An 18,145-nucleotide genomic window follows, 5' to 3' on the forward strand; every position below is an offset into this window, starting at 1 on the left:
GGTGCCCGGGCTTTCACTACCGTAACGTCCCAATTCCTTGCTGGAGACGGCGCGTCCGTGAATAGTCCCCGCTTCATCTTTCTGTTCATGGCCGCCACCTGTGCGGTGCTCATGGGTGTCGGTCTCTATCTTGAACACGTGGTCGGCCTCGAGCCCTGCCCGCTGTGCGTCGTGCAGCGGATCTTCTTCATCCTGGTCGGGGTGGTGGCGCTGATCGCGGGCATCCAGGCGCCCGGCAAGCGTGGGCGGCGCATCTATGGCGTGGTCCTGCTGCTGCTGGCTGCGGCCGGCGCCGCCACCGCGGGTCGCCAGGTCTATCTGCAGACGGTACCGGCGGAAGAGCTGGCGGCTTGCCTGCCGAGCCTGGACTACATGATGCAGGCACTGCCCTTCCAGGAGATCATCCGCCTGGTGCTGCACGGCACCGCCGACTGCGCCGAGGTCAACTGGACGCTGTTCGGCCTGAGCATCCCGGAATGGAGCCTGCTGGCCTTCGTGGTGCTCATGGCCTTGAGCCTGATCAAGATCTTCCGCCGTCGCTAGTGTGGTGTTTCTGAAGTTCGCGCAAGAGTTGGCGAGTGATTTTTGTTCGGTTCGGCGCCCCGAATGGACTAGGCGCCGGGACGAGTCATAGCAGGGCTATGGCGAGGAGTGGCAACGACGTCCAAGGCGGTCCGCCGCTGCGGAGAAAAAGCGCCGCCAAAATTGTGGAGGTAACTTCTGAAACACCACACCAGGCCTTTCTCCGAGCAACGGCACTCGCCTGGCGGGACGATGTCGGTATAGTTCCTGATAACAGCCGGGTGCCTGCGCCCGGATCGTTTCGCCCGCATAGAGAGCTGCCGTCATGCTAGAAACCTGCCGCAATGCCCAGGAACGCTGGGGTGGGGTCCACCAGCTGATCGACCGCTGGCTGATTGCCCGCCGCGAGCTGGTGACCGCTTATGAAACCCTGGACATGGAGCCCCTGCTGGCACCGGTACGCGAGGTGAGCGAACTGGAGCGACTCTGCGACATGCTGGTCGACTACATGTCCACCGCGCATTTCGAGATCTACGAGCAACTGGTGGCCGAAGCCCGGGAATTCCAGGACGAGCGCGCCATCGAGTTCGCCGACAGCGTCTATCCGCGCCTGCAGGCCCTGACCGACGCCGCGCTGAACTTCAACGACAGATTCGAGCGCGGGGCCTATCGGGACCCGGGTCTGCTGACCATCGAACTCAAGCTGTTGGGTGAAACCCTGCGCGAGCGCTTCGAGCTGGAAGACTGCCTGATCGAGGTGCTGCACACCTCGCACCAGCAACCGCGGCTGGCGTCAGTCTAGACCCGGATCGCTCGTGCCGCCTCGGCCAGCAGGTCGAGGTCCGCTGGCACTGCCTCGCGCGGTGCCAGTGCATGCAGCCAGCCCCTTGAGTCCTGCGCATCGCGGCACGGCCAATGTCCGGCCAGTCGCGCCAGGCGGGCGAGCTGTTCACGCTCCGCGGCCAATTCCAATCCCTTGAGCTGTTCGCGCAGCGCCGCCAGGCGTTCGTCGGCGCCGGACGGCGCCTTCCAGGCCTGCCGCAACTGGCGCAGGGGGCGCACCACCGTGTCCTGCCAGTGCCGCGAGGCGCGCTGCAGCCGGGTCAGCCCCTCGGCATCCAGGGCGCAGGCGCGCCGATCCAGCCAGAGCGCCGTCAGCACCAGGCAGACATCGGCGCCAGCCTCCTGCAGACGCAAACAGGCGCCTTCCACGCCGGGCCGGGCGTATACTGCCAACGCGAATTCCCACAGGTCCTCTTGCATGTCCGCCTCCCCATTCGTGGGTGGTGGAGCTGCTACACTCCGCCGCCATGATCCGACTACAGAACCTTACTCTACAGCGTGGTCCCCAGCGTCTGCTCGAAAGCGCTGAGCTGACCCTGCATCCCGGCCAGAAAGCCGGTCTGATCGGTGCCAATGGCGCCGGCAAATCCAGTCTGTTCGCCCTCCTGCGTGGGCAGCTCGGGGCCGACGCCGGTGACTGCCACATCCCGGCGGCCTGGCGCATCGCCCACATGCGCCAGGAGGTGGATACCCTGGAGCGGCTGGCGGTGGACTATGTGCTGGACGGCGACATCGACCTGCGCCGCATTCAGCGCGAGCTGGCGGCGGCCGAAGCCGCCCAGGACGGCAACGCCCTCGGCCGGCTGCATGCCGACTTCGAGGCCGCCGACGGCTATACCGCCGATGCCCGGGCGCGCAAGCTGCTGGCCGGTCTGGGCTTCACCGCCGCACAGATGGAGCGCCAGGTCGGCGACTTCTCCGGGGGCTGGCGGATGCGCCTGAACCTGGCCCAGGCGCTGATGTGCCCCTCGGACCTCCTGCTGCTGGACGAACCCACCAACCACCTGGATCTGGACGCCATCCTCTGGTTGGAAGACTGGCTCAAGGGCTATCCCGGCACCCTGATCCTGATCTCCCACGACCGCGACTTCCTCGATGCCGTGGTCGATCATGTGGTGCACCTGGACCAGCAGAAACTGGTGCTTTATCGCGGCGGCTATTCCAGCTTCGAGCGCACCCGCGCCGAACGCCTGGCGCAGCAGCAGCAGGCCTACGACAAGCAGCAGGCCCAGCGCGCCCACATGGAGAAGTACATCGCCCGCTTCAAGGCCCAGGCCACCAAGGCCCGTCAGGCGCAGAGCCGGATCAAGGCCCTGGAGCGCCTGGAAGAGCTGGCGCCGGCCCATGTCGACTCGCCCTTCGAGTTCGTCTTCCGCGAGGCAGACAAGCTGTCCAGCCCGCTGCTCGATCTGGCCGAGGGTCGGCTCGGCTACGGCGAGACCACCATCCTGCATCCGGTCAAGCTGCAACTGACGCCGGGCGCACGGATCGGTCTGCTCGGCCCCAATGGCGCCGGCAAGTCGACCCTGATCAAGACCCTGGCCGCGGAACTCGAGCCCCTCGGCGGCCGGCTGCAGCGTGGTGAGAACCTGGCCATCGGCTATTTCGCCCAGCATCAGCTCGATTCGCTGGACGCCAAGGCCAGTCCGCTGCTGCACCTGCAGCGCATCGCCCCCGGCGAGCGCGAGCAGAGCCTGCGCGACTTTCTCGGCGGCTTCGATTTCCGCGGGCCGCGCTGCGACGAAGCGGTGCTGAATTTCTCCGGTGGCGAGAAGGCGCGCCTGGCCCTGGCGCTGATCGCCTGGCAGAAGCCCAACCTGCTGCTGCTGGACGAACCCACCAACCACCTGGACCTGGACATGCGCCTGGCCCTGACCCTGGCCCTGCAGGAATTCGCCGGGGCGGTGCTGGTGGTCTCCCACGACCGTCACCTGCTCAAGAGCACCACCGACGAATTCCTGCTGGTGGCCGATGGCAAGGTGCAGGCCTTCGACGGTGATCTGGACGACTACAGCCGCTGGCTGGTGGATTTCCGCGCCCGTCAGGAGCCAGGCCTCGCCGCCGGCGAGGGCGCCGCGGTCGACAAGACCGATCGCAAGGCCCAGCGCCAGGCCGCTGCCGCCCTGCGCCAGCAGCTGGCGCCGCTGAAGAAGACCGCCGACAAGCTGGAAGCCGAACTCGGCAAGCTGCAGGAAAAACTCGCCGCCCTGGAAGCTCGGTTGGGTGACAGCGGCCTCTATGACGCGGCCCGCAAGGAGGAGCTGCGCCAGGCGCTGGCCGATCAGGCCGCCGCCAAGACCCGCGAGGCCGAACTGGAAGAGCAGTGGCTGGAGGCCCTGGAACGGCTGGAAAGCCTGCAAGCCGAACTCGAGGGGGCCTGATGATCGAGTGGCTGCACACCTGGCTACCGGGTTGGGGCGACTACCTGCTGGTGGCCGGCCAGGTCGCCCTGGTGCTGCTGATCGGCTACGTGCTGCAGCGCATCGTGGCCCGCACGGTCACCGGCCTGGGCGAGCGCTATCCGCTGCCGCCGCAGATCGTCCTGGGGCTGCGCGGGACCCTGCGCTGGTTGATCATGGGCAGCGCCATCCTTATGGCCCTGGAGCGCTTCGGGGTGTCCGCGGCGGTGCTCTGGACGGCCATCTCCGGTTTCGTCGCCGTGGCCGCGGTGGCCTTCTTCGCCATCTGGAGCGTGCTCTCCAACCTGTTCTGCGCAGTGCTGATCTTTACCGTCGGACCCTTCCGCCTGGGTGATCGCATCGAGGTGCTGGACGCCTCGGACAAGCCCGGCATCAAGGGCCGGGTGGTGGCCATCAACATGCTCTTCGTGACCTTGCAGGAACTGGACGACAACCAGGAGGGCGCACTGGTGCAGATTCCCAACACCCAGTTCTTCCAGAAGTCGGTACGCCGCTGGCGCGATGCCGATGGCTCCTTCGATTTCCATCTCGACAGGTGAACCCATGAGTCTGCAGGTCTGGACCGGTTTCTTCATCGCCTGCTGGATGATCAGCCTCTCGCCAGGTGCAGGCGCCGTTGCCTCCATGAGCGCAGGCGTCAACCACGGTTTCCGGCGTGGCTACTGGACGGCGCTGGGCCTGCAGCTGGGCCTGGCGCTGCAGATCGCCGTGGTCGCCGTGGGCGTCGGCGCCTTGCTGGCGACCTCGCAGCTGGCCTTTACCCTGATCAAGAGTTTCGGCGTGGCCTATCTCGCCTACCTGGCCATCCGCCAATGGCGCGCCGCGCCGCTGGACCTGGGTGAGCAGGTGGTCGGCGAACGTCTGCCACCGCGTATCAGCGCCCTGGTCATGCGCGGGTTCCTGGTCAACGTGAGCAACCCCAAGGCGCTGATCTTCCTGCTCGCGGTATTGCCGCAATTCGTCGATCCCCACGCGCCCCTGGCTGCGCAGTACCTGATCATCGGGGCGACCATGGTCACCGTCGACCTGATCGTCATGGCCGGCTACACCGGTCTGGCCGCCCGGGTGCTGACCCTGCTGCGCACGCCAAGACAGCAGCGCATCACCAACCGGGTCTTCGCCAGCCTGTTCCTCGCCGCCGCGGCGCTGCTGTCCACGGTGCGCCGCGCCGCGGTGTGAAGCGAGGCGCTACCAGACTACCGGGTGCCCCTGCCAATCCCAGAAACTGCCGGTTTCGGCCGGCGTGCGCGCGGCCAGCACCTCCAGCAGTCGCTCGGCCGCATAGGCGGGCGTGAACAGCTTGTCTACCGGTACCCGCGCCTGGAAGGGGCGGGACAAGGCCGTGTCGGTGGTGCCGGGGTGCAGGGCCAGCACGCAACTCTGAGGGTTGAGCCGGGCGAGTTCGATGCTGGCGCAGCGCAGTCCCTGGTTGAGCGCGGCCTTGGCCATCCGATAGCCGTACCAGCCACCCAGATGATTGTCGCCGATGGAGCCGACCCGCGCCGAGAGCGCGGCGATCTGACAGGGGTGCTGGCCCTTGAGCAGCGGCGTCAGCTGGCGGATCAGCAGCAGCGGCAGCACGGCATTGGCCAGATAGCTTTCCAGCAGTCCGGCCTGGTCCACCTGCGCCAGGCTCTTCTCGGCGCGCGCCCGCTCGCCCTGCAGCAGCCCAGAGGCGCACAGCAGCAGATCCAGGCGTGGCGTCTCGGCCGCCAGCCGGGCCGCCACGTCGGTTGCGGCCAACGGATCGAGGTCGAGTCGGCACAGCCGCGGGCCATGTCGCCGTGCCAGTGCGGCCAGGGCCTCATACGTCTCGGCGTGGCGCGCGCAGGCCCAGACCCGCGCGACGTCGTCGCGGGCCAGCAGCTGCTCGCACAGGGCCAGGCCAAGGCCGCCGGTGGCGCCATACACCAGCGCCTGGGCAGGTCGCTCCAGGCGTTGCCAGAAGGTCATGGGGAGCTCCAATCCGATCGCTATCCCTGTCCGACCGCACCGCTGCGCTGGGGTGCGTCGCCGCGGCGCGGTATCCTGGGCTTTTGCCGGAGAAATCCCTCGTGATCCTGTGGATCGATGCCGATGCCTGTCCACGCGCCGCCAAGGAGCTGGTCTGCAAATTCGCCCTCAAGCGCAAGCTGGAGGTGGTGCTGGTGGCCGGTCAGCCGCAGATCAAGCCGCCCTTCGCCTGCGTACGCCTGGTGGTGGTCCCCAGCGGACCGGATGCCGCCGACGACCACCTGGTCGAGCAGGCGCAGCCGGGTGACCTGGTGATCTGCAGCGACATCCCCCTGGCCGACCGGCTGGTGAAGAAGGGCGTGGCCGCCCTTGATCCGCGTGGCCAGGAATTCGATGAGCGCAACATGGGCCAGCGCCTGGCCATGCGCAACCTGATGACCGATCTACGCGACCAGGGGCAGATGGGTGGGGGCCAGGCCGGCTATGGTGAGCGTGATCGCCAGGCCTTCGCCAATGCCCTGGATCGGCTGATCACCCGCCTCCAGCGCAGCGCCGCGGGCTAGCTGCGATCTGCAGCCGGCTAGGCCGGCACGGACGCGATGGCGGATTGCTGCAGCCAGGTGCGCAAGTGCGGCAACGGCATGGGTCGCCCGAACAGGTAGCCCTGCATGAAGTTGCAGTCATTGGCCTGCAGGAACTGGCGTTGCTCGACGGTTTCCACCCCTTCGGCGACGACATTGAGGCCCAGCTTGTGGGCCATGGCGATGATCGCCGCGGCGATGGCCATGTCGTTGCTCTGCTTGGGAATGGTGCGGACGAAGGCACGATCCACCTTGAGCGAATCCACGGGCAGCCGGCTCAGGTAGGCCAGGGACGAATAGCCGCTGCCGAAATCGTCGATGGACACCCGCACGCCCAGGGTACGGATTTCGTTGAGCACCTCGACGGCGACGTTGAGGCTGTGCATCAGCGCATTCTCGGTCACCTCGAGAATCAGTGCCGACGCCGGCAGATCCTCGGCCTGCAGCGTCCGGGCAATGGCTTGAGGCAGCAGCCGATCGCTCAGATTCAGCGCCGAGCAATTTACCGATACCCGTAGGGCCGCATGGCCTTCGCGATGCAGCTGGGCCAAATCGGCGCAGGCCTGGCGCATGACCCAGCCATCCAGGTCGGCGATCAAGCCGGTCTCCTCGGCGACGCGGACGAAGCGCTCGGGACTCAGCGGACCCAGCACCGGATGCTGCCAGCGGACCAGGGCCTCCAGGGCCACCGGAGCACCGGCGGGATCGACGATGGGCTGATAGGCCACATGCAGGCCGCCCTGGCTCAGGGCATGGCGCAGGTCCATCTCCAGGCTGAGCAGGTCGTCGGCATCGCGCTGGAGTTCGGTGGTGAATCTCTGGCTGCGATTGCGCCCGCTGCGCTTGCAATGGCCGACCGCCAGGCCCGCACTGCGCAGCAACTGGCCGGCATTGGCACCGTCCTGGGGATAGTGGGCGATACCCAGGCTGAAGGTCATGGCGATACGCTGTCCAGCCAGCTCGAAGGGCGGTCGCAACTGCTCCAGCAGGCGCATGGCCAAGGGCTGGCTGTCGCCGCGCTGACCGAGGGGCAGCAGCAGGCTGAATTCGTCACCGGCATAGCGGGCCAGTGGCAGGTCGTTGTCGAGGACCGCGCGGATCCGTTGCGCCATCTGGATCAGCAGTTCATCGCCCAGGGCATGGCCGAGGCTGTCGTTGATACGCTTGAAGTGGTCGATGTCCAGCATCAGCAGGGCGAACTGCTCACCGGTGCGGGCCTGGCCGATGGCCCGGTCGACGGTCTGGATGAAGCTGCCGCCGTTGAGCAGGTGGGTGAGGGGATCGTGCAGGGTGATCTGATCGAGGGTGGTCGAGACCCGCTCCAGCCGCAGGCGCTGGGCATGGAAGCGTTCGCCGGCCCAGGCCGCGAGCAGGCCGACCATGATGATGAACAGGGTGCCGAGGGCGATGCCCATGCCCAGCTCCAGGTGCTGATTCACTTCCGCCAGGCCGTCGGGTTCGAAGCCGATGGGTACGGCCAGGGTGAGGGCGGCCATGCCGGTGAAGTGCATGGAGACGATGGCGAAGCCCAGGGCCAGGCTGCCCAGCAGGCGCAGCCAGAAGGTCCTGATACCGGTCCTGCCACGCAGGCGGAAGGCCAGCAGCAGGGCGCCCAGGGAGGCGAGGCTGGCGATCATCACCGAGACCACCACCAGCAGCGGATCATAGAGCTGTACGGCAACCGATTGCATGGCCAGCATGCCGGTGTAGTGCATGGTCGCGATGCCCAGGCCGGCAGCCAGGGCGGCGAGCAGGTACTGAGGTGCGGTGAGGGATTCACGCCCGATCAGATGCATGACCGTGTAGGACACGGCGATGGCGATCAGCAACGAGGCCAGGGTCTGCCACGGCGCGTAGTGCACATGGATGCCGATCTTGAACGACAGCATGGCGAGGAAGTGCATCGACCAGATGCCGCCGCCCAGGGCGATGGCGCCGATCAGCTTGGCCAGCTCGCTGCCGCGACGGGAGCGGCTATTGGTGACCCAGTCGGCCATGGCCAGGGCGGTATAGCCAGCGGCGCTGGCAATCAGGTACGACAGGACCACGAGTACGCTTTCGTACTCGTTGGCAGCCAGGATCTGATGGCCGGGGGGAAGCAAGGTGGAGAAGTTCAGCATGCTCGATCGCCAGCTTGCCGCACGGGGCGTTGAAAGAGGTTGATGCTCAGGGCATCGGCAGCGCTGACCGAGCCTTTAATCCGGTTTCGATAGACGTACCGAGTAAAGAGCTGGCTGGCAATCAGGTCTTGGGCGTACGGCTGCGTCGCCACAGCCAGAGCAGCAGCCCGATGACTACCAGACCGCCCAGCACCATCAGTTCATAGCGCTTGAGATTGCCCAGCACGCCTTCGAGGACGGCACCGAAGTGGTAGGCGGCATAGCCTAGCACCGTGGCCCAGACAATGGCGCCGATGCCATTGAGGATCAGGTAGCGCGCCGGGGGATAACCCGACAGGCCGATCGCCACCGGCATCACCGTGCGCAGGCCATAGACGAAGCGAAAGCTGAGCACCCAGAGATCCGGGTGGCGCCGGATATGCGCCAGGGCCTTCTCGCCAGCGGCTTCCCATTTGGGTTTGCGCGCCAGCAGTTTGCGCCCGTGGCGGCGGCCGAGGAAATACCAGAGCTGATCGCCGGCGTAGCTGCCGCAGAAGGCGACCAGGATGACCGTCTGGATGTTCATGTAGTCGCGAAAGGCAAGAAAGCCGGCCAGCACCAGAATGGTTTCGCCCTCGAAAAAAGTACCGAGAAAAAGGGCGAAATAGCCGAAATCGTGGAGGAATTGCTGGAGCATTCGGCGCTACACGAGGTGGATAAGGATGGCGCAGCCTACCCCGGTTGGCGTCTGGAAAGAAAGTGTGACGAACTTCCGTCCGCCGGGTGCCAGACGGTCAGTCCGCGATTTCCATGCGACTCTGTGTCACGCCGGGTCCAGCCGGCGTCTGCCTTGGATAGCACCTATAGGCACACCATATTGTCATCCGTTGTTACCAATCGGTCATGATTGTGGCCTATAACCCCTCACACTGACCCGTGATCCGGGTCCGGGAGTCGATCGTGAGTTTTACCCCCATCAACCGTAGCTATCCTGCCACTCGCATGCGTCGTCAGCGCCGTGACGAATTTTCCCGTCGGTTGATGCGCGAGCATGTGCTGACGGTGGATGACCTGATCCTGCCGGTCTTCGTGCTCGACGGTGAAGGCCGCCGCGAGGCGATCCCCTCGATGCCTGGCGTCGAGCGGCTGTCCATCGACCTGCTGCTGGAAGAGGCCGCCGAGCTGGTGGCCCTGGGAATCCCCGCGGTCGCCCTGTTCCCGGTCACCCCTACCGAGCGCAAGTCCCTGGACGGTGCCGAAGCCTACAACCCCGACGGCATCGCCCAGCGCGCCACCCGTGCCTTGCGCGAACACTTCCCCGAGCTGGGGGTGATCACCGACGTGGCCCTGGATCCCTTCACTACCCACGGCCAGGACGGCATCCTCGACGAGCGCGGCTACGTGCTCAACGACATCTCGGTCGAGGTGCTGGTCAAGCAGGCGTTGTCCCACGCCGCCGCCGGGGCCCAGGTGATCGCGCCCTCGGACATGATGGACGGTCGCATCGGCGCCATCCGTGCCGCCCTGGAAGACGCCGGTTATCACAACGTGCAGATCATGGCCTACTCGGCCAAGTACGCCAGTGCCTACTATGGGCCGTTCCGCGACGCCGTCGGCTCGGCCGCCAATCTGGGCAAGGGCAACAAGGCCACCTACCAGATGGATCCGGGCAACAGCGACGAGGCCCTGCACGAGATCGCCGGCGATCTGGCCGAGGGTGCCGACTCGGTGATGGTCAAGCCGGGCATGCCCTATCTGGACATCGTCCGCCGGGTCCGCGAGGAATTCCGCGTGCCGACCTTCGTGTACCAGGTGAGCGGCGAGTACGCCATGCACATGGCCGCGATCCAGAACGGCTGGCTGTCCGACGCCGTCATCCTCGAGTCGCTCTTGGCCTTCAAGCGTGCCGGGGCCAACGGCATCCTCACCTATTTCGCCAAGCGCGCCGCCCAACAACTTTGCCAGGGGCCTTCGCGTTCCTAAGGAGCTTCAATGAGTAGCCAGGATTTCGTCGAAACCGATCTGCAACAGTCCGTCGCCGCCGAGTCTCCAGAATCCACGGAAGAGACGCTGGCGCTGGACGCCGAGGTGCCGGCCCCCGCCGAATTGCCGGCCGTGCCTAGCGTGCCGGCGGCCAATGTGGATGACAGCAGCCTCTACATCCATCGCGAGTTGTCGCAGCTGCAGTTCAACATCCGGGTGCTGGAGCAGGCCCTCGACGAATCCTATCCGCTGCTCGAACGGCTCAAGTACCTGCTGATCTTTTCCAGCAACCTGGACGAGTTCTTCGAGATCCGCGTGGCGGGCCTGAAGAAGCAGATCACCTTCGCCCGTGAGCAGGCCGGCGCCGACGGCCTGCTGCCGCACCAGGCGCTGGCGCGCATCAGCGACATCGTCCACGGCCAGGTGGAGCGGCAGTACGCCATCCTCAATGACGTGCTGCTGCCGGCCCTGGCCGAGCAGCAGATCCGCTTCATCCGTCGGCGTTACTGGGACGTCAAGATCAAGGCCTGGGTGCGCAAGTTCTTCCGCGACGAGATCGCGCCCATCATCACCCCCATCGGCCTGGATCCGACCCACCCCTTCCCGCTGCTGGTGAACAAGAGCCTCAACTTCATCGTCGAGTTGGAGGGCATGGACGCCTTCGGCCGCGACTCGGGCCTGGCCATCATCCCGGCGCCGCGCCTGCTGCCGCGGATCATCCGGGTGCCGGAGGAAGTCGCCGGTCCCGGGGACAACTACGTCTTCCTGTCCTCGATGATCCACGCCCATGCCGACGATCTGTTCCCCGGCATGAAGGTCAAGGGCTGCTTCCAGTTCCGTCTGACCCGTAACGCCGATCTCTCGGTGGACACCGAGGATGTCGAAGACCTGGCCCGCGCCCTGCGCGGCGAGCTGTTCTCTCGGCGCTATGGCGATGCGGTACGGCTCGAGGTGGTGGACATCTGCCCGAAACACCTCACCGACTACCTGCTCAAGCAGTTCGGCCTGGGCGAAAACGAGCTGTACAAGGTCAACGGCCCGGTCAACCTGACCCGGCTGTTTTCCATCACCGGCCTGGACAGCCACCCGGAGCTGCAGAACGCCCCCTTCACCCCGACCATTCCCAAGCTGCTGCAGAAGAAGGACAACCTCTTCAACGTGCTGGGCAAGCTCGATGTGCTGCTGCTGCACCCCTTCGAGTCCTTTACCCCGGTGATCGACCTGATGCGCCAGGCGGCCAAGGACCCCAACGTCCTGGCGATCAAGCAGACGCTCTACCGCAGCGGCGCCAACTCCGAGATCGTCGATGCCCTGGTGGACGCGGCGCGTAGCGGCAAGGAGGTGACCGCGGTCATCGAATTGCGCGCGCGTTTCGACGAGGAGTCCAACCTGCAGCTGGCCAGCCGCCTGCAGCAGGCCGGCGCCGTGGTCATCTATGGCGTGGTGGGCTTCAAGACCCACGCCAAGATGATGCTGATCCTGCGCCGCGAGAACGGCGAGCTGCGCCGCTATGCCCACCTGGGCACCGGCAACTACCACGCCGGCAACGCCAAGCTGTACACCGACTACAGCCTGCTGACCGCCGACGTGGCCCTCACCGAGGACGTGCACAAGCTGTTCAACCAGCTGATCGGCATGGGCAAGACCCTGCGCATGAAGAAGCTGTTGCACGCGCCCTTCACCCTGAAGAAGAACCTGCTGGAGATGATCAACCGCGAAGCGGTGGCGGCCAGCGAGGGGCGCCCGGCGCAGATCATGGCCAAGGTCAACGGCCTCACCGATCCCAAGGTCATCCGCGCCCTCTACAAGGCCAGCCAGGCCGGGGTGAAGATCGACTTGGTGGTGCGCGGCATGTGCTGCCTGCGTCCGGGCGTACCGGGCGTGTCCCACAACATCCAGGTGCGCTCCATCATCGGCCGCTTCCTGGAGCACAGCCGCATCTACTACTTCCTCAACGGCGGCGACGAGAAGCTCTATCTCTCCAGCGCCGACTGGATGGAGCGCAACCTCGACATGCGCGTCGAGACCTGCTTCCCGGTGGAAGGCAAGAAGCTCATCAGCCGGGTCAAGAAGGAGCTGGAAAGCTACCTCACCGACAACACCCAGGCCTGGGTGCTGCAGGAAGACGGCAGCTACGTGCGGCAGTCGCCGACCGGCAACCAGAACGCCCGTAGCGTGCAGGCGACGCTGCTGGAGCGGCTGGCCAGTCCGGTGGTGAATACCCGCTGAGGGAGTTTCGGGCCCATGCCGCCATGGGCCCTGACCGTTCCGTAGGTTGGGCTGAGCGCCAGCGAAGCCCAACGTTGCGGTACTTCAGCTCGGCTTTATTGGTGCCATAGCTGCTTATCGAACTCTGCAGATTGCTCTTGTTTCGCCCACCCGGGCGAGTCACTTTTGCCAGTCGCAGCTGCGCGCCCCGGACAAAAGTAACCAAAAACGCTTGCCCCGGACATCCGGCCCTCCGCTGCGCCTCGGGTGACTCGCGTTGCTCGCCCTTCGGGCCAGCCTGCGGCTGTTACTTCGCTACGCTACGTTTCGCTCACCCCAGCGCCGTTCCGGGGTCGGCCTGCACGGGCCGTCCATGGCCCGTTAGGCCTCTCGCCGCATCCATGCGGCTCGACCCACTCCACGACGCTAGGGTTCGTCCTCCTGAACGGGGCGATTTCGCCAGCCTGAAAGTTTTGGTTGAAAAACCAGAGCCGACTAGTAGCGTGGACAACAGCCAAGTCTTGTCCACTGATGACGTCGGTATTCACCTGTGGAAAACGCTGCGCGGTTTTCCACGCTACGAATCCGCTCTAGTTCTCTCTGTAAACACTGTGGCCTCCGGCTGGCGCCCCGTCCCCGTCAGTGAGGCCGAGTTCCGGTGTCGTGGCGGGGGTTGCGAGGCAGGACGCCGAGCAAGGCGCGAGGGGCAGGAGGCCCCTTCGTGCCGTGCCCCCGCCACGGCGCCGGGACGAGGGGACCCGGAGCGCAGCGTAGGGCCGAACTGTTGGGGTGTGCTTTCTTTTGCTTACTTTTCTTTGCACAAGCAAAGAAAAGTAAGTCGCCGGCCAGGCGAAACAAGAGCCATCAACAAAACACGATAATCAGTTAGGGCGGTGAAAAGCCAACAGTTGGGCTTCGCTGGCGCTCAGCCCAACCTACGAAAAATCCCCTCAGCGCACGCTCAACCGATACCCCACCCGCTCCAGCCACTGGGCTTCCAGTTCGAAGTCGGCTTGGGTCAGGGGATTTTCCTCCAGCCAGCCGTCGGGGAACTGCACGTCCAGGCTGCGCTCGCCGGCGCTGAGCTGGACGTCCGGGATGCTCTTGTGGCGGATGTGGTGGAAGAGGATGGCGAAGCGCAGCAGCAGGGTCAGGCGCAGCAGCGGCTCGCCTTCCGGGCCGAGCTCCTGCAGGCGCTCCAAGGGGATGTTGCGGCGATGGCCGCGTACCAGCAGAGCCAGGGCCTGTTGATCGCGGCGGGAGAAGCCGGGCAGGTCCGAGTGCTCGATCAGGTAGGCACCGTGCTTGTGGTACTGGTAGTGGGCGATGTCCAGCCCCACGCCATGCAGGCGCGCCGCCCAGCGCAGCAGTTCGGCATGGTTCTCGTCGGTCAGGGCCCAGGCCTCGGCGACCTGTGCCAGGGACTTCAGGGCGCGCTTTTCCACCCGCTCAGCATGGCGCTGATCGACGTGGTAGCGCTCGGCCAGGCCCTTGAGGGTGCGTTCGCGCACGTCCTCATGGCTGTGCCGGCCGATCATGTCGTAAAGGACCCCTTCGCGCAGGGCGCCTTCGGAGAGGTGCATCTCCTGCAGTTCCAGGGCCTTGAACAGGGCTTCGAGGATGGCCAGGCCGCCGGGCAGGATGGCGCGCCGATCCGGCTTCACGCCGTCGATGTTGAGCAGGTTGATGTCGCCCTGCTTGAGCAGCTTGCGCTTGAGCCACTCGATGCCGTCCGGGGTGATCTCGCCAGTGCCGCGACCGGCGGCCTGGATCGCCAGAGCCACGGCGCGAATGGTGCCGGAGGCGCCAAGGGCCTGGTGCCAGCCCATCTCGCGCAGACCCTGGTCGATGTTCATCAATTCCAGACGCGCGGCGGTATAGGCACGGGCGTACTGGGCGGCGGTGATCTTGCCGTCGGCGAAGAAACGCTTGGTGAAGCTGACGCAGCCCATCTGCAGACTCTCGCGCTGCAGGGTTTCGAAGCGCTGGCCGATGATGAATTCGGTGCTGCCGCCGCCGATATCGGTGACCAGGCGACGCCCGGGCACATCGGGCATGGAGTGGGACACGCCCAGGTAGATGAGACGCGCCTCTTCGCGACCGGAGATGACCTCGACCGCATGGCCGAGCACGGCTTCAGCGCGCTGGATGAATTCGGCGCGATTGCGTGCCTCGCGCAAGGCGTTGGTGCCCACCACCCGCACGGCGCCGCGCGGCATGCCGGCGATCAGCTGGGCGAAGCGGCGCAGGCAGTCCAGGCCACGCTGGATGGCCTCTTCGCTGAGCAGGCGCGAGTCGTCCAGGCCGGCGGCCAGCTGGATCTTTTCGCCCAGCCGCTCAAGGATGCGGATCTCCCCGTGGAAATTGCGTGCCCGGACGATATGAAAGCTGTTCGAGCCCAGGTCGATGGCGGCGATCAGTTCGTGGGGTTCGGCTGGCGAAGGCTGCATCTGGAGGCTCTCGGCGATAAACCGCGCCATCGTGCCAGCTAGCCGGTGACGGCTTCAAGCGCACAGCGGTGACGGTTGCGCAAAGTGGCAGAAAAAATGGGGTTTTTCGGCTCAGGAGGCCACTTGACCGATGAATTGGGCCAGTTCCGGGGTCTGCGGCTGGGCGAACAACGCCTGGGGATGGCCGCTTTCATGCACCTTGCCCTGATGCATGAACACCAGCTTGTCGCCCACCTCGCGGGCGAATCTCATCTCGTGGGTGACCATGATCAAGGTCATGCCTTCGCTGGCCAGTTGCTTGACCACCGCCAGCACCTCGTTGACCAGCTCAGGGTCCAGCGCCGAGGTGATCTCGTCGCACAGCAGTACCTTGGGCGACATGGCCAGGGCGCGGGCGATGGCCACCCGCTGCTGCTGGCCGCCGGACAGCCGATCCGGATAGCTGTCGAATTTTTCCGCCAGGCCGACCCGGTCGAGCATCTGTCGGGCCAGGGCGTGGGCCTCGTCCTTGCTCGTCTTCTTGACCACCTGGGGCGCCAGCATCACGTTCTCGCCCACCGTGAGGTGCGGGAAGAGGTTGAACTGCTGGAAGACCATGCCGACCTTTTGCCGCAGGGAACGCAGATTGACCCGCGCGGCGTCCAGGTACTCGCCATCCACCTCGATGACGCCGTCGTTGATCGACTCCAGACCGTTCAGGGTGCGCAGCAGGGTGCTCTTGCCCGAGCCGCTCTTGCCGATGATGGCCACCACCTGGCCTTCCTCGACGGTCAGGTCGATGCCCTTGAGCACATGGTGATTGCCATAGTGTTTGTGCAGGGCGGTCACTCTAAGCAGCGGCATGCAGTCTCCTTTCCAGCCAGCGCGCGGCCAGCGACAGGGGGTAGCAGAGGAGGAAGTAGCCCAGGGCGGCGAGGCCGTAGACGGTGAAGGGCTGGTAGGTGGCATTGGCGAGCATGCCGCCGATCTTGGTCAGCTCGGTGAAGCCGATGATGGAGGTCACCGCGGTGCCCTTGACCACCTGTACCGAGAAGCCCACGGTAGGCGCCACGGCGATGCGCAGGGCCTGCGGCAGGATGACGTGGCGCAACTGCTCGAAGCGGGTCAGGGCCAGGCTTTCCGAGGCTTCCCACTGGCCATGGGGAATGGCCTCGACGCAGCCGCGCCAGATCTCGGCGAGGTAGGCGCTGGTGAACAGGGTCAGGGCCACGCCGGCAGCCAGCCAGGCGGGAATCTCCAGCCCCAGCAGCGAGACGCCGAAGAACACCAGGAACAGCTGCATCAATAGTGGCGTGCCCTGGAACAGCTCGATGTGCAGGCGCGCCAGCGTGCGTGGCGTCCGCAGCGGCGACAGTCGTGCCCAGAGCACCAGCAGGCCGGCCAGACCGCCGCCGGCAAAGGCCGCCAGCGAGAGGACAAAGGTCCAGTACAGCCCGGTGCCCAGGTTGCGGACGATGTCCCAGAGGGTGAAGTCCATCAGCGGCCTCCCTGGATGAAGCGCCGACCGATCCAGTGCAGCAGCTGGCGTACGCCGATGGCCATGACCAGATAGAGCACGGTGGTCAGCAGATAGGTTTCGAAGGCGCGGAAGTTGCGCGACTGGATGAAGTTGGCGGCAAAGGTCAGCTCCTCGGTGGAGATCTGCGAGCAGACCGCCGAACCCAGCATCACGATCACCACCTGGCTCGACAGCGCCGGCCAGACCTTGGCCAGGGCGGGCCTGAGGATCACGTGGCGAAAGGTCTCGGCGCGGGTCATGGCCAGGGCCGCGGCGGCTTCCAGCTGGCCCTTGGGTACCGCCTGGATGCCGGCACGGATGATCTCCGTGGAGTAGGCGCCCAGGTTGATCACCATGGCCAGCACCGCCGCCTGCCATTCGCTGATGTGCACCCCCAGCGAGGGCAGGCCGAAAAAGATGAAGAACAGCTGGATCAGAAAGGGCGTGTTGCGGATCAGCTCGACATAGACGCCGAACACCCGGTCGAAGGGCTTGAGCTGCCAGGCGCGGCAGACCGCGCCCAGGATGCCCAGGCCGATGCCCAGCACCGCGCCAATGGCGGTCAGCTCCAGGGTGAAGAGGGCGCCCTTGAGCAGCAGGTCACCCTGCTGCAGGACCGGCTGGAAGTCGAACTGATAGGCCATGCCTTACATGTCCTTGGGCAGCGGCTGGCCCAGCCATTTCTCGGCCTGGCGATCCAGGCTGCCGTCGGCGCGAGCGGCGTCGATGATGCTGTCCAGCTTGGCCTTGAGTGCCGGTTCGTGCTTGGCCAGGCCGATGTAGTTGGGCGAATTCTTCAGGGTGAGCTTCATTTCCGGCGCGCGCTCGGGCTTCTTCTCGGCGATGGAAGCCATCACCGAGCTGCCGCTGGCGATGAATTCGGTCTGGCCGGCGAGATAGGCAGCGATGGTGGCGTTGTTATCCTCGAATCTCTTGATCACCGCCTCCTTGGGCGCCACCTTGCTCAGCTCCATGTCCTCGATACCGCCGCGGGTCACGGCGATGGTCTTGCCGGCTAGCTCTTCGGGCGTGCTCAGGCCGCTGCCCTTGGCGCCGAAGACGCCGAGAAAGAAAGGCGCATAGGGCTTGGTGAAGTCGATGACCTGTTCGCGCTCGGGATTCTTGCCCAGGCTGGAGATGACCATGTCCACCTTGCCGGTGGTCAGGAAGGGGATGCGGTTGGTGCTGGTGACCGGGGTCAGCGCCAGCTTGACGCCCAGCTTGTCGGCGACCAACTGGGCGGTGTCGATGTCCAGGCCGCGGGGCTTGAGGTCGGGGCCCACGGTGCCGAAGGGCGGAAAGTCCTGGGGCACGGCGATGCGCACCGTGCCGCGCTGCTGGATATCGGCCAGCTGGTCGGCCTGGACGGGGGTGTGCAGGGCGGTCAGGCCCAGGGCGAGCAGGGAGAGGGCGGTCCAGCGCTTGAGCATGACGAGACTCCGGAAGCAGGATGGGATGGCTATGCCCAGTGCATTTCATGTGCCAGTCCCTGGCCAGACGGGCGCGAGGGCCGTCAGACCTGAGGATTGGTCTTACTGGTCTGAACAGTTCGCTGGTGGCTAAGCAGACCTCTGCTTTGGGTGTGGGC

At 65.8% G+C, this 18,145-nt stretch carries 17 protein-coding genes; 8 read left to right on the top strand and 9 right to left on the bottom strand.

What is annotated here, in order from left to right; genetic code table 11:
- The first annotated feature begins 57 nt into the window (after positions 1 to 57).
- Together C722_RS0104700 and C722_RS0104705 are read left to right on the top strand one after the other, a co-directional pair.
- Positions 58 to 543 (top strand): disulfide bond formation protein B, encoded by a 486-nt coding sequence (locus tag C722_RS0104700; protein ID WP_017639399.1) that lies wholly within the window; start codon positions 58 to 60, stop codon positions 541 to 543.
- 304 nt (positions 544 to 847) lie between these two features.
- Positions 848 to 1,324 carry an Rsd/AlgQ family anti-sigma factor gene (locus C722_RS0104705; protein ID WP_017639400.1) on the top strand — a complete coding sequence of 159 codons (477 nt, stop codon included), beginning with the start codon at positions 848 to 850 and terminating at the stop codon, positions 1,322 to 1,324.
- Here C722_RS0104705 and C722_RS0104710 read toward each other — a convergent pair.
- Entirely contained in the window at positions 1,321 to 1,785 is a 465-nt protein-coding gene (locus C722_RS0104710) for a TIGR02444 family protein (RefSeq protein ID WP_017639401.1), read from the bottom strand. The two genes, C722_RS0104705 and C722_RS0104710, sit on opposite strands and share 4 nt — an antisense overlap.
- A gap of 47 nt (positions 1,786 to 1,832) precedes the next feature.
- Here C722_RS0104710 and C722_RS0104715 point away from each other — a divergent pair, with 47 nt between their 5' ends.
- From C722_RS0104715 to C722_RS0104725, 3 genes are read left to right on the top strand one after another with little or no spacing between them, the layout of a single operon-like run.
- Positions 1,833 to 3,746: an ATP-binding cassette domain-containing protein gene (locus C722_RS0104715; protein ID WP_017639402.1), complete on the top strand. Its 1,914-nt coding sequence runs from the start codon at positions 1,833 to 1,835 to the stop codon at positions 3,744 to 3,746.
- A complete protein-coding gene (locus tag C722_RS24620) occupies positions 3,746 to 4,324 on the top strand; it encodes a mechanosensitive ion channel family protein (RefSeq protein WP_017639403.1) in 579 nt (192 codons plus the stop codon). The genes C722_RS0104715 and C722_RS24620 overlap by 1 nt, the downstream gene beginning before the upstream one ends.
- Before the next feature lie 4 nt (positions 4,325 to 4,328).
- On the top strand, positions 4,329 to 4,964 hold the full coding sequence (locus C722_RS0104725) for a LysE family transporter (RefSeq protein WP_017639404.1): 636 nt from the start codon (positions 4,329 to 4,331) through the stop codon (positions 4,962 to 4,964).
- A 9-nt stretch (positions 4,965 to 4,973) separates the two neighbouring features.
- On the opposite strand, the gene C722_RS0104730 is transcribed toward C722_RS0104725, so the two are convergent.
- Positions 4,974 to 5,738 carry an SDR family NAD(P)-dependent oxidoreductase gene (locus C722_RS0104730; RefSeq protein ID WP_017639405.1) on the bottom strand — a complete coding sequence of 255 codons (765 nt, stop codon included), beginning with the start codon at positions 5,736 to 5,738 and terminating at the stop codon, positions 4,974 to 4,976.
- A 101-nt stretch (positions 5,739 to 5,839) separates the two neighbouring features.
- On the opposite strand from C722_RS0104730, the gene C722_RS0104735 reads away from it, so the two are divergent.
- Positions 5,840 to 6,301, top strand: coding sequence for a YaiI/YqxD family protein (locus C722_RS0104735; protein ID WP_017639406.1), 462 nt, complete (start codon positions 5,840 to 5,842; stop codon positions 6,299 to 6,301).
- Between the two features lie 17 nt (positions 6,302 to 6,318).
- On the opposite strand, the gene C722_RS0104740 is transcribed toward C722_RS0104735, so the two are convergent.
- Together C722_RS0104740 and C722_RS0104745 are read right to left on the bottom strand one after the other, a co-directional pair.
- The gene (locus C722_RS0104740) at positions 6,319 to 8,439 is read right to left on the bottom strand and encodes a bifunctional diguanylate cyclase/phosphodiesterase (RefSeq protein WP_017639407.1); all 2,121 of its coding nucleotides are present in this window, start codon (positions 8,437 to 8,439) and stop codon (positions 6,319 to 6,321) included.
- A gap of 121 nt (positions 8,440 to 8,560) precedes the next feature.
- On the bottom strand, positions 8,561 to 9,115 hold the full coding sequence (locus C722_RS0104745) for a DedA family protein (RefSeq protein ID WP_017639408.1): 555 nt from the start codon (positions 9,113 to 9,115) through the stop codon (positions 8,561 to 8,563).
- A 263-nt stretch (positions 9,116 to 9,378) separates the two neighbouring features.
- Between C722_RS0104745 and hemB the strand changes: the two genes are divergently transcribed.
- Both hemB and ppk1 read left to right on the top strand, forming a co-directional pair.
- Positions 9,379 to 10,401 carry a porphobilinogen synthase gene (gene hemB, locus C722_RS0104750; RefSeq protein WP_017639409.1) on the top strand — a complete coding sequence of 341 codons (1,023 nt, stop codon included), beginning with the start codon at positions 9,379 to 9,381 and terminating at the stop codon, positions 10,399 to 10,401.
- 9 nt (positions 10,402 to 10,410) lie between these two features.
- Positions 10,411 to 12,630, top strand: a complete 2,220-nt coding sequence (gene ppk1 / locus C722_RS0104755) for a polyphosphate kinase 1 (RefSeq protein ID WP_017639410.1) — start codon at positions 10,411 to 10,413, stop codon at positions 12,628 to 12,630.
- 929 nt (positions 12,631 to 13,559) lie between these two features.
- On the opposite strand, the gene ppx is transcribed toward ppk1, so the two are convergent.
- From ppx to C722_RS0104780, 5 genes are all read right to left on the bottom strand, one after another.
- Entirely contained in the window at positions 13,560 to 15,059 is a 1,500-nt protein-coding gene (gene ppx / locus C722_RS0104760) for an exopolyphosphatase (protein WP_026083659.1), read from the bottom strand.
- Positions 15,060 to 15,170: 111 nt separating this feature from the next.
- Positions 15,171 to 15,902, bottom strand: coding sequence for an amino acid ABC transporter ATP-binding protein (locus C722_RS0104765; protein WP_017639412.1), 732 nt, complete (start codon positions 15,900 to 15,902; stop codon positions 15,171 to 15,173).
- A complete protein-coding gene (locus C722_RS0104770; protein ID WP_173148739.1) occupies positions 15,889 to 16,539 on the bottom strand; it encodes an amino acid ABC transporter permease in 651 nt (216 codons plus the stop codon). Before C722_RS0104770 ends, C722_RS0104765 begins: the two co-directional genes overlap by 14 nt.
- Positions 16,536 to 17,201: an amino acid ABC transporter permease gene (locus C722_RS0104775; protein WP_017639414.1), complete on the bottom strand. Its 666-nt coding sequence runs from the start codon at positions 17,199 to 17,201 to the stop codon at positions 16,536 to 16,538. Before C722_RS0104775 ends, C722_RS0104770 begins: the two co-directional genes overlap by 4 nt.
- A gap of 3 nt (positions 17,202 to 17,204) precedes the next feature.
- Positions 17,205 to 17,987 (bottom strand): transporter substrate-binding domain-containing protein, encoded by a 783-nt coding sequence (locus C722_RS0104780; RefSeq protein ID WP_017639415.1) that lies wholly within the window; start codon positions 17,985 to 17,987, stop codon positions 17,205 to 17,207.
- Positions 17,988 to 18,145 lie beyond the last annotated feature (158 nt).

Origin of the sequence: Pseudomonas sp. 313 (genome assembly GCF_000316965.1) — a bacterium.
Lineage (GTDB): Bacteria > Pseudomonadota > Gammaproteobacteria > Pseudomonadales > Pseudomonadaceae > Chryseomonas > Chryseomonas benzopyrenica.

What these genes read in the sequence shown, in the direction of transcription:
- C722_RS0104780 (WP_017639415.1), bottom strand. Translation starts at nt 17,987, where the DNA reads ATGCTCAAGCGCTGGACCGCCCTCTCCCTGCTCGCCCTGGGCCTGACC.
- ppk1 (WP_017639410.1), top strand. Translation starts at nt 10,411, where the DNA reads ATGAGTAGCCAGGATTTCGTCGAAACCGATCTGCAACAGTCCGTCGCC.
- C722_RS0104765 (WP_017639412.1), bottom strand. Translation starts at nt 15,902, where the DNA reads ATGCCGCTGCTTAGAGTGACCGCCCTGCACAAACACTATGGCAATCAC.
- C722_RS0104730 (WP_017639405.1), bottom strand. Translation starts at nt 5,738, where the DNA reads ATGACCTTCTGGCAACGCCTGGAGCGACCTGCCCAGGCGCTGGTGTAT.
- C722_RS0104715 (WP_017639402.1), top strand. Translation starts at nt 1,833, where the DNA reads ATGATCCGACTACAGAACCTTACTCTACAGCGTGGTCCCCAGCGTCTG.
- C722_RS0104740 (WP_017639407.1), bottom strand. Translation starts at nt 8,439, where the DNA reads ATGCTGAACTTCTCCACCTTGCTTCCCCCCGGCCATCAGATCCTGGCT.
- C722_RS0104775 (WP_017639414.1), bottom strand. Translation starts at nt 17,201, where the DNA reads ATGGCCTATCAGTTCGACTTCCAGCCGGTCCTGCAGCAGGGTGACCTG.
- C722_RS0104745 (WP_017639408.1), bottom strand. Translation starts at nt 9,115, where the DNA reads ATGCTCCAGCAATTCCTCCACGATTTCGGCTATTTCGCCCTTTTTCTC.
- C722_RS24620 (WP_017639403.1), top strand. Translation starts at nt 3,746, where the DNA reads ATGATCGAGTGGCTGCACACCTGGCTACCGGGTTGGGGCGACTACCTG.
- C722_RS0104705 (WP_017639400.1), top strand. Translation starts at nt 848, where the DNA reads ATGCTAGAAACCTGCCGCAATGCCCAGGAACGCTGGGGTGGGGTCCAC.
- C722_RS0104710 (WP_017639401.1), bottom strand. Translation starts at nt 1,785, where the DNA reads ATGCAAGAGGACCTGTGGGAATTCGCGTTGGCAGTATACGCCCGGCCC.
- C722_RS0104725 (WP_017639404.1), top strand. Translation starts at nt 4,329, where the DNA reads ATGAGTCTGCAGGTCTGGACCGGTTTCTTCATCGCCTGCTGGATGATC.
- ppx (WP_026083659.1), bottom strand. Translation starts at nt 15,059, where the DNA reads ATGCAGCCTTCGCCAGCCGAACCCCACGAACTGATCGCCGCCATCGAC.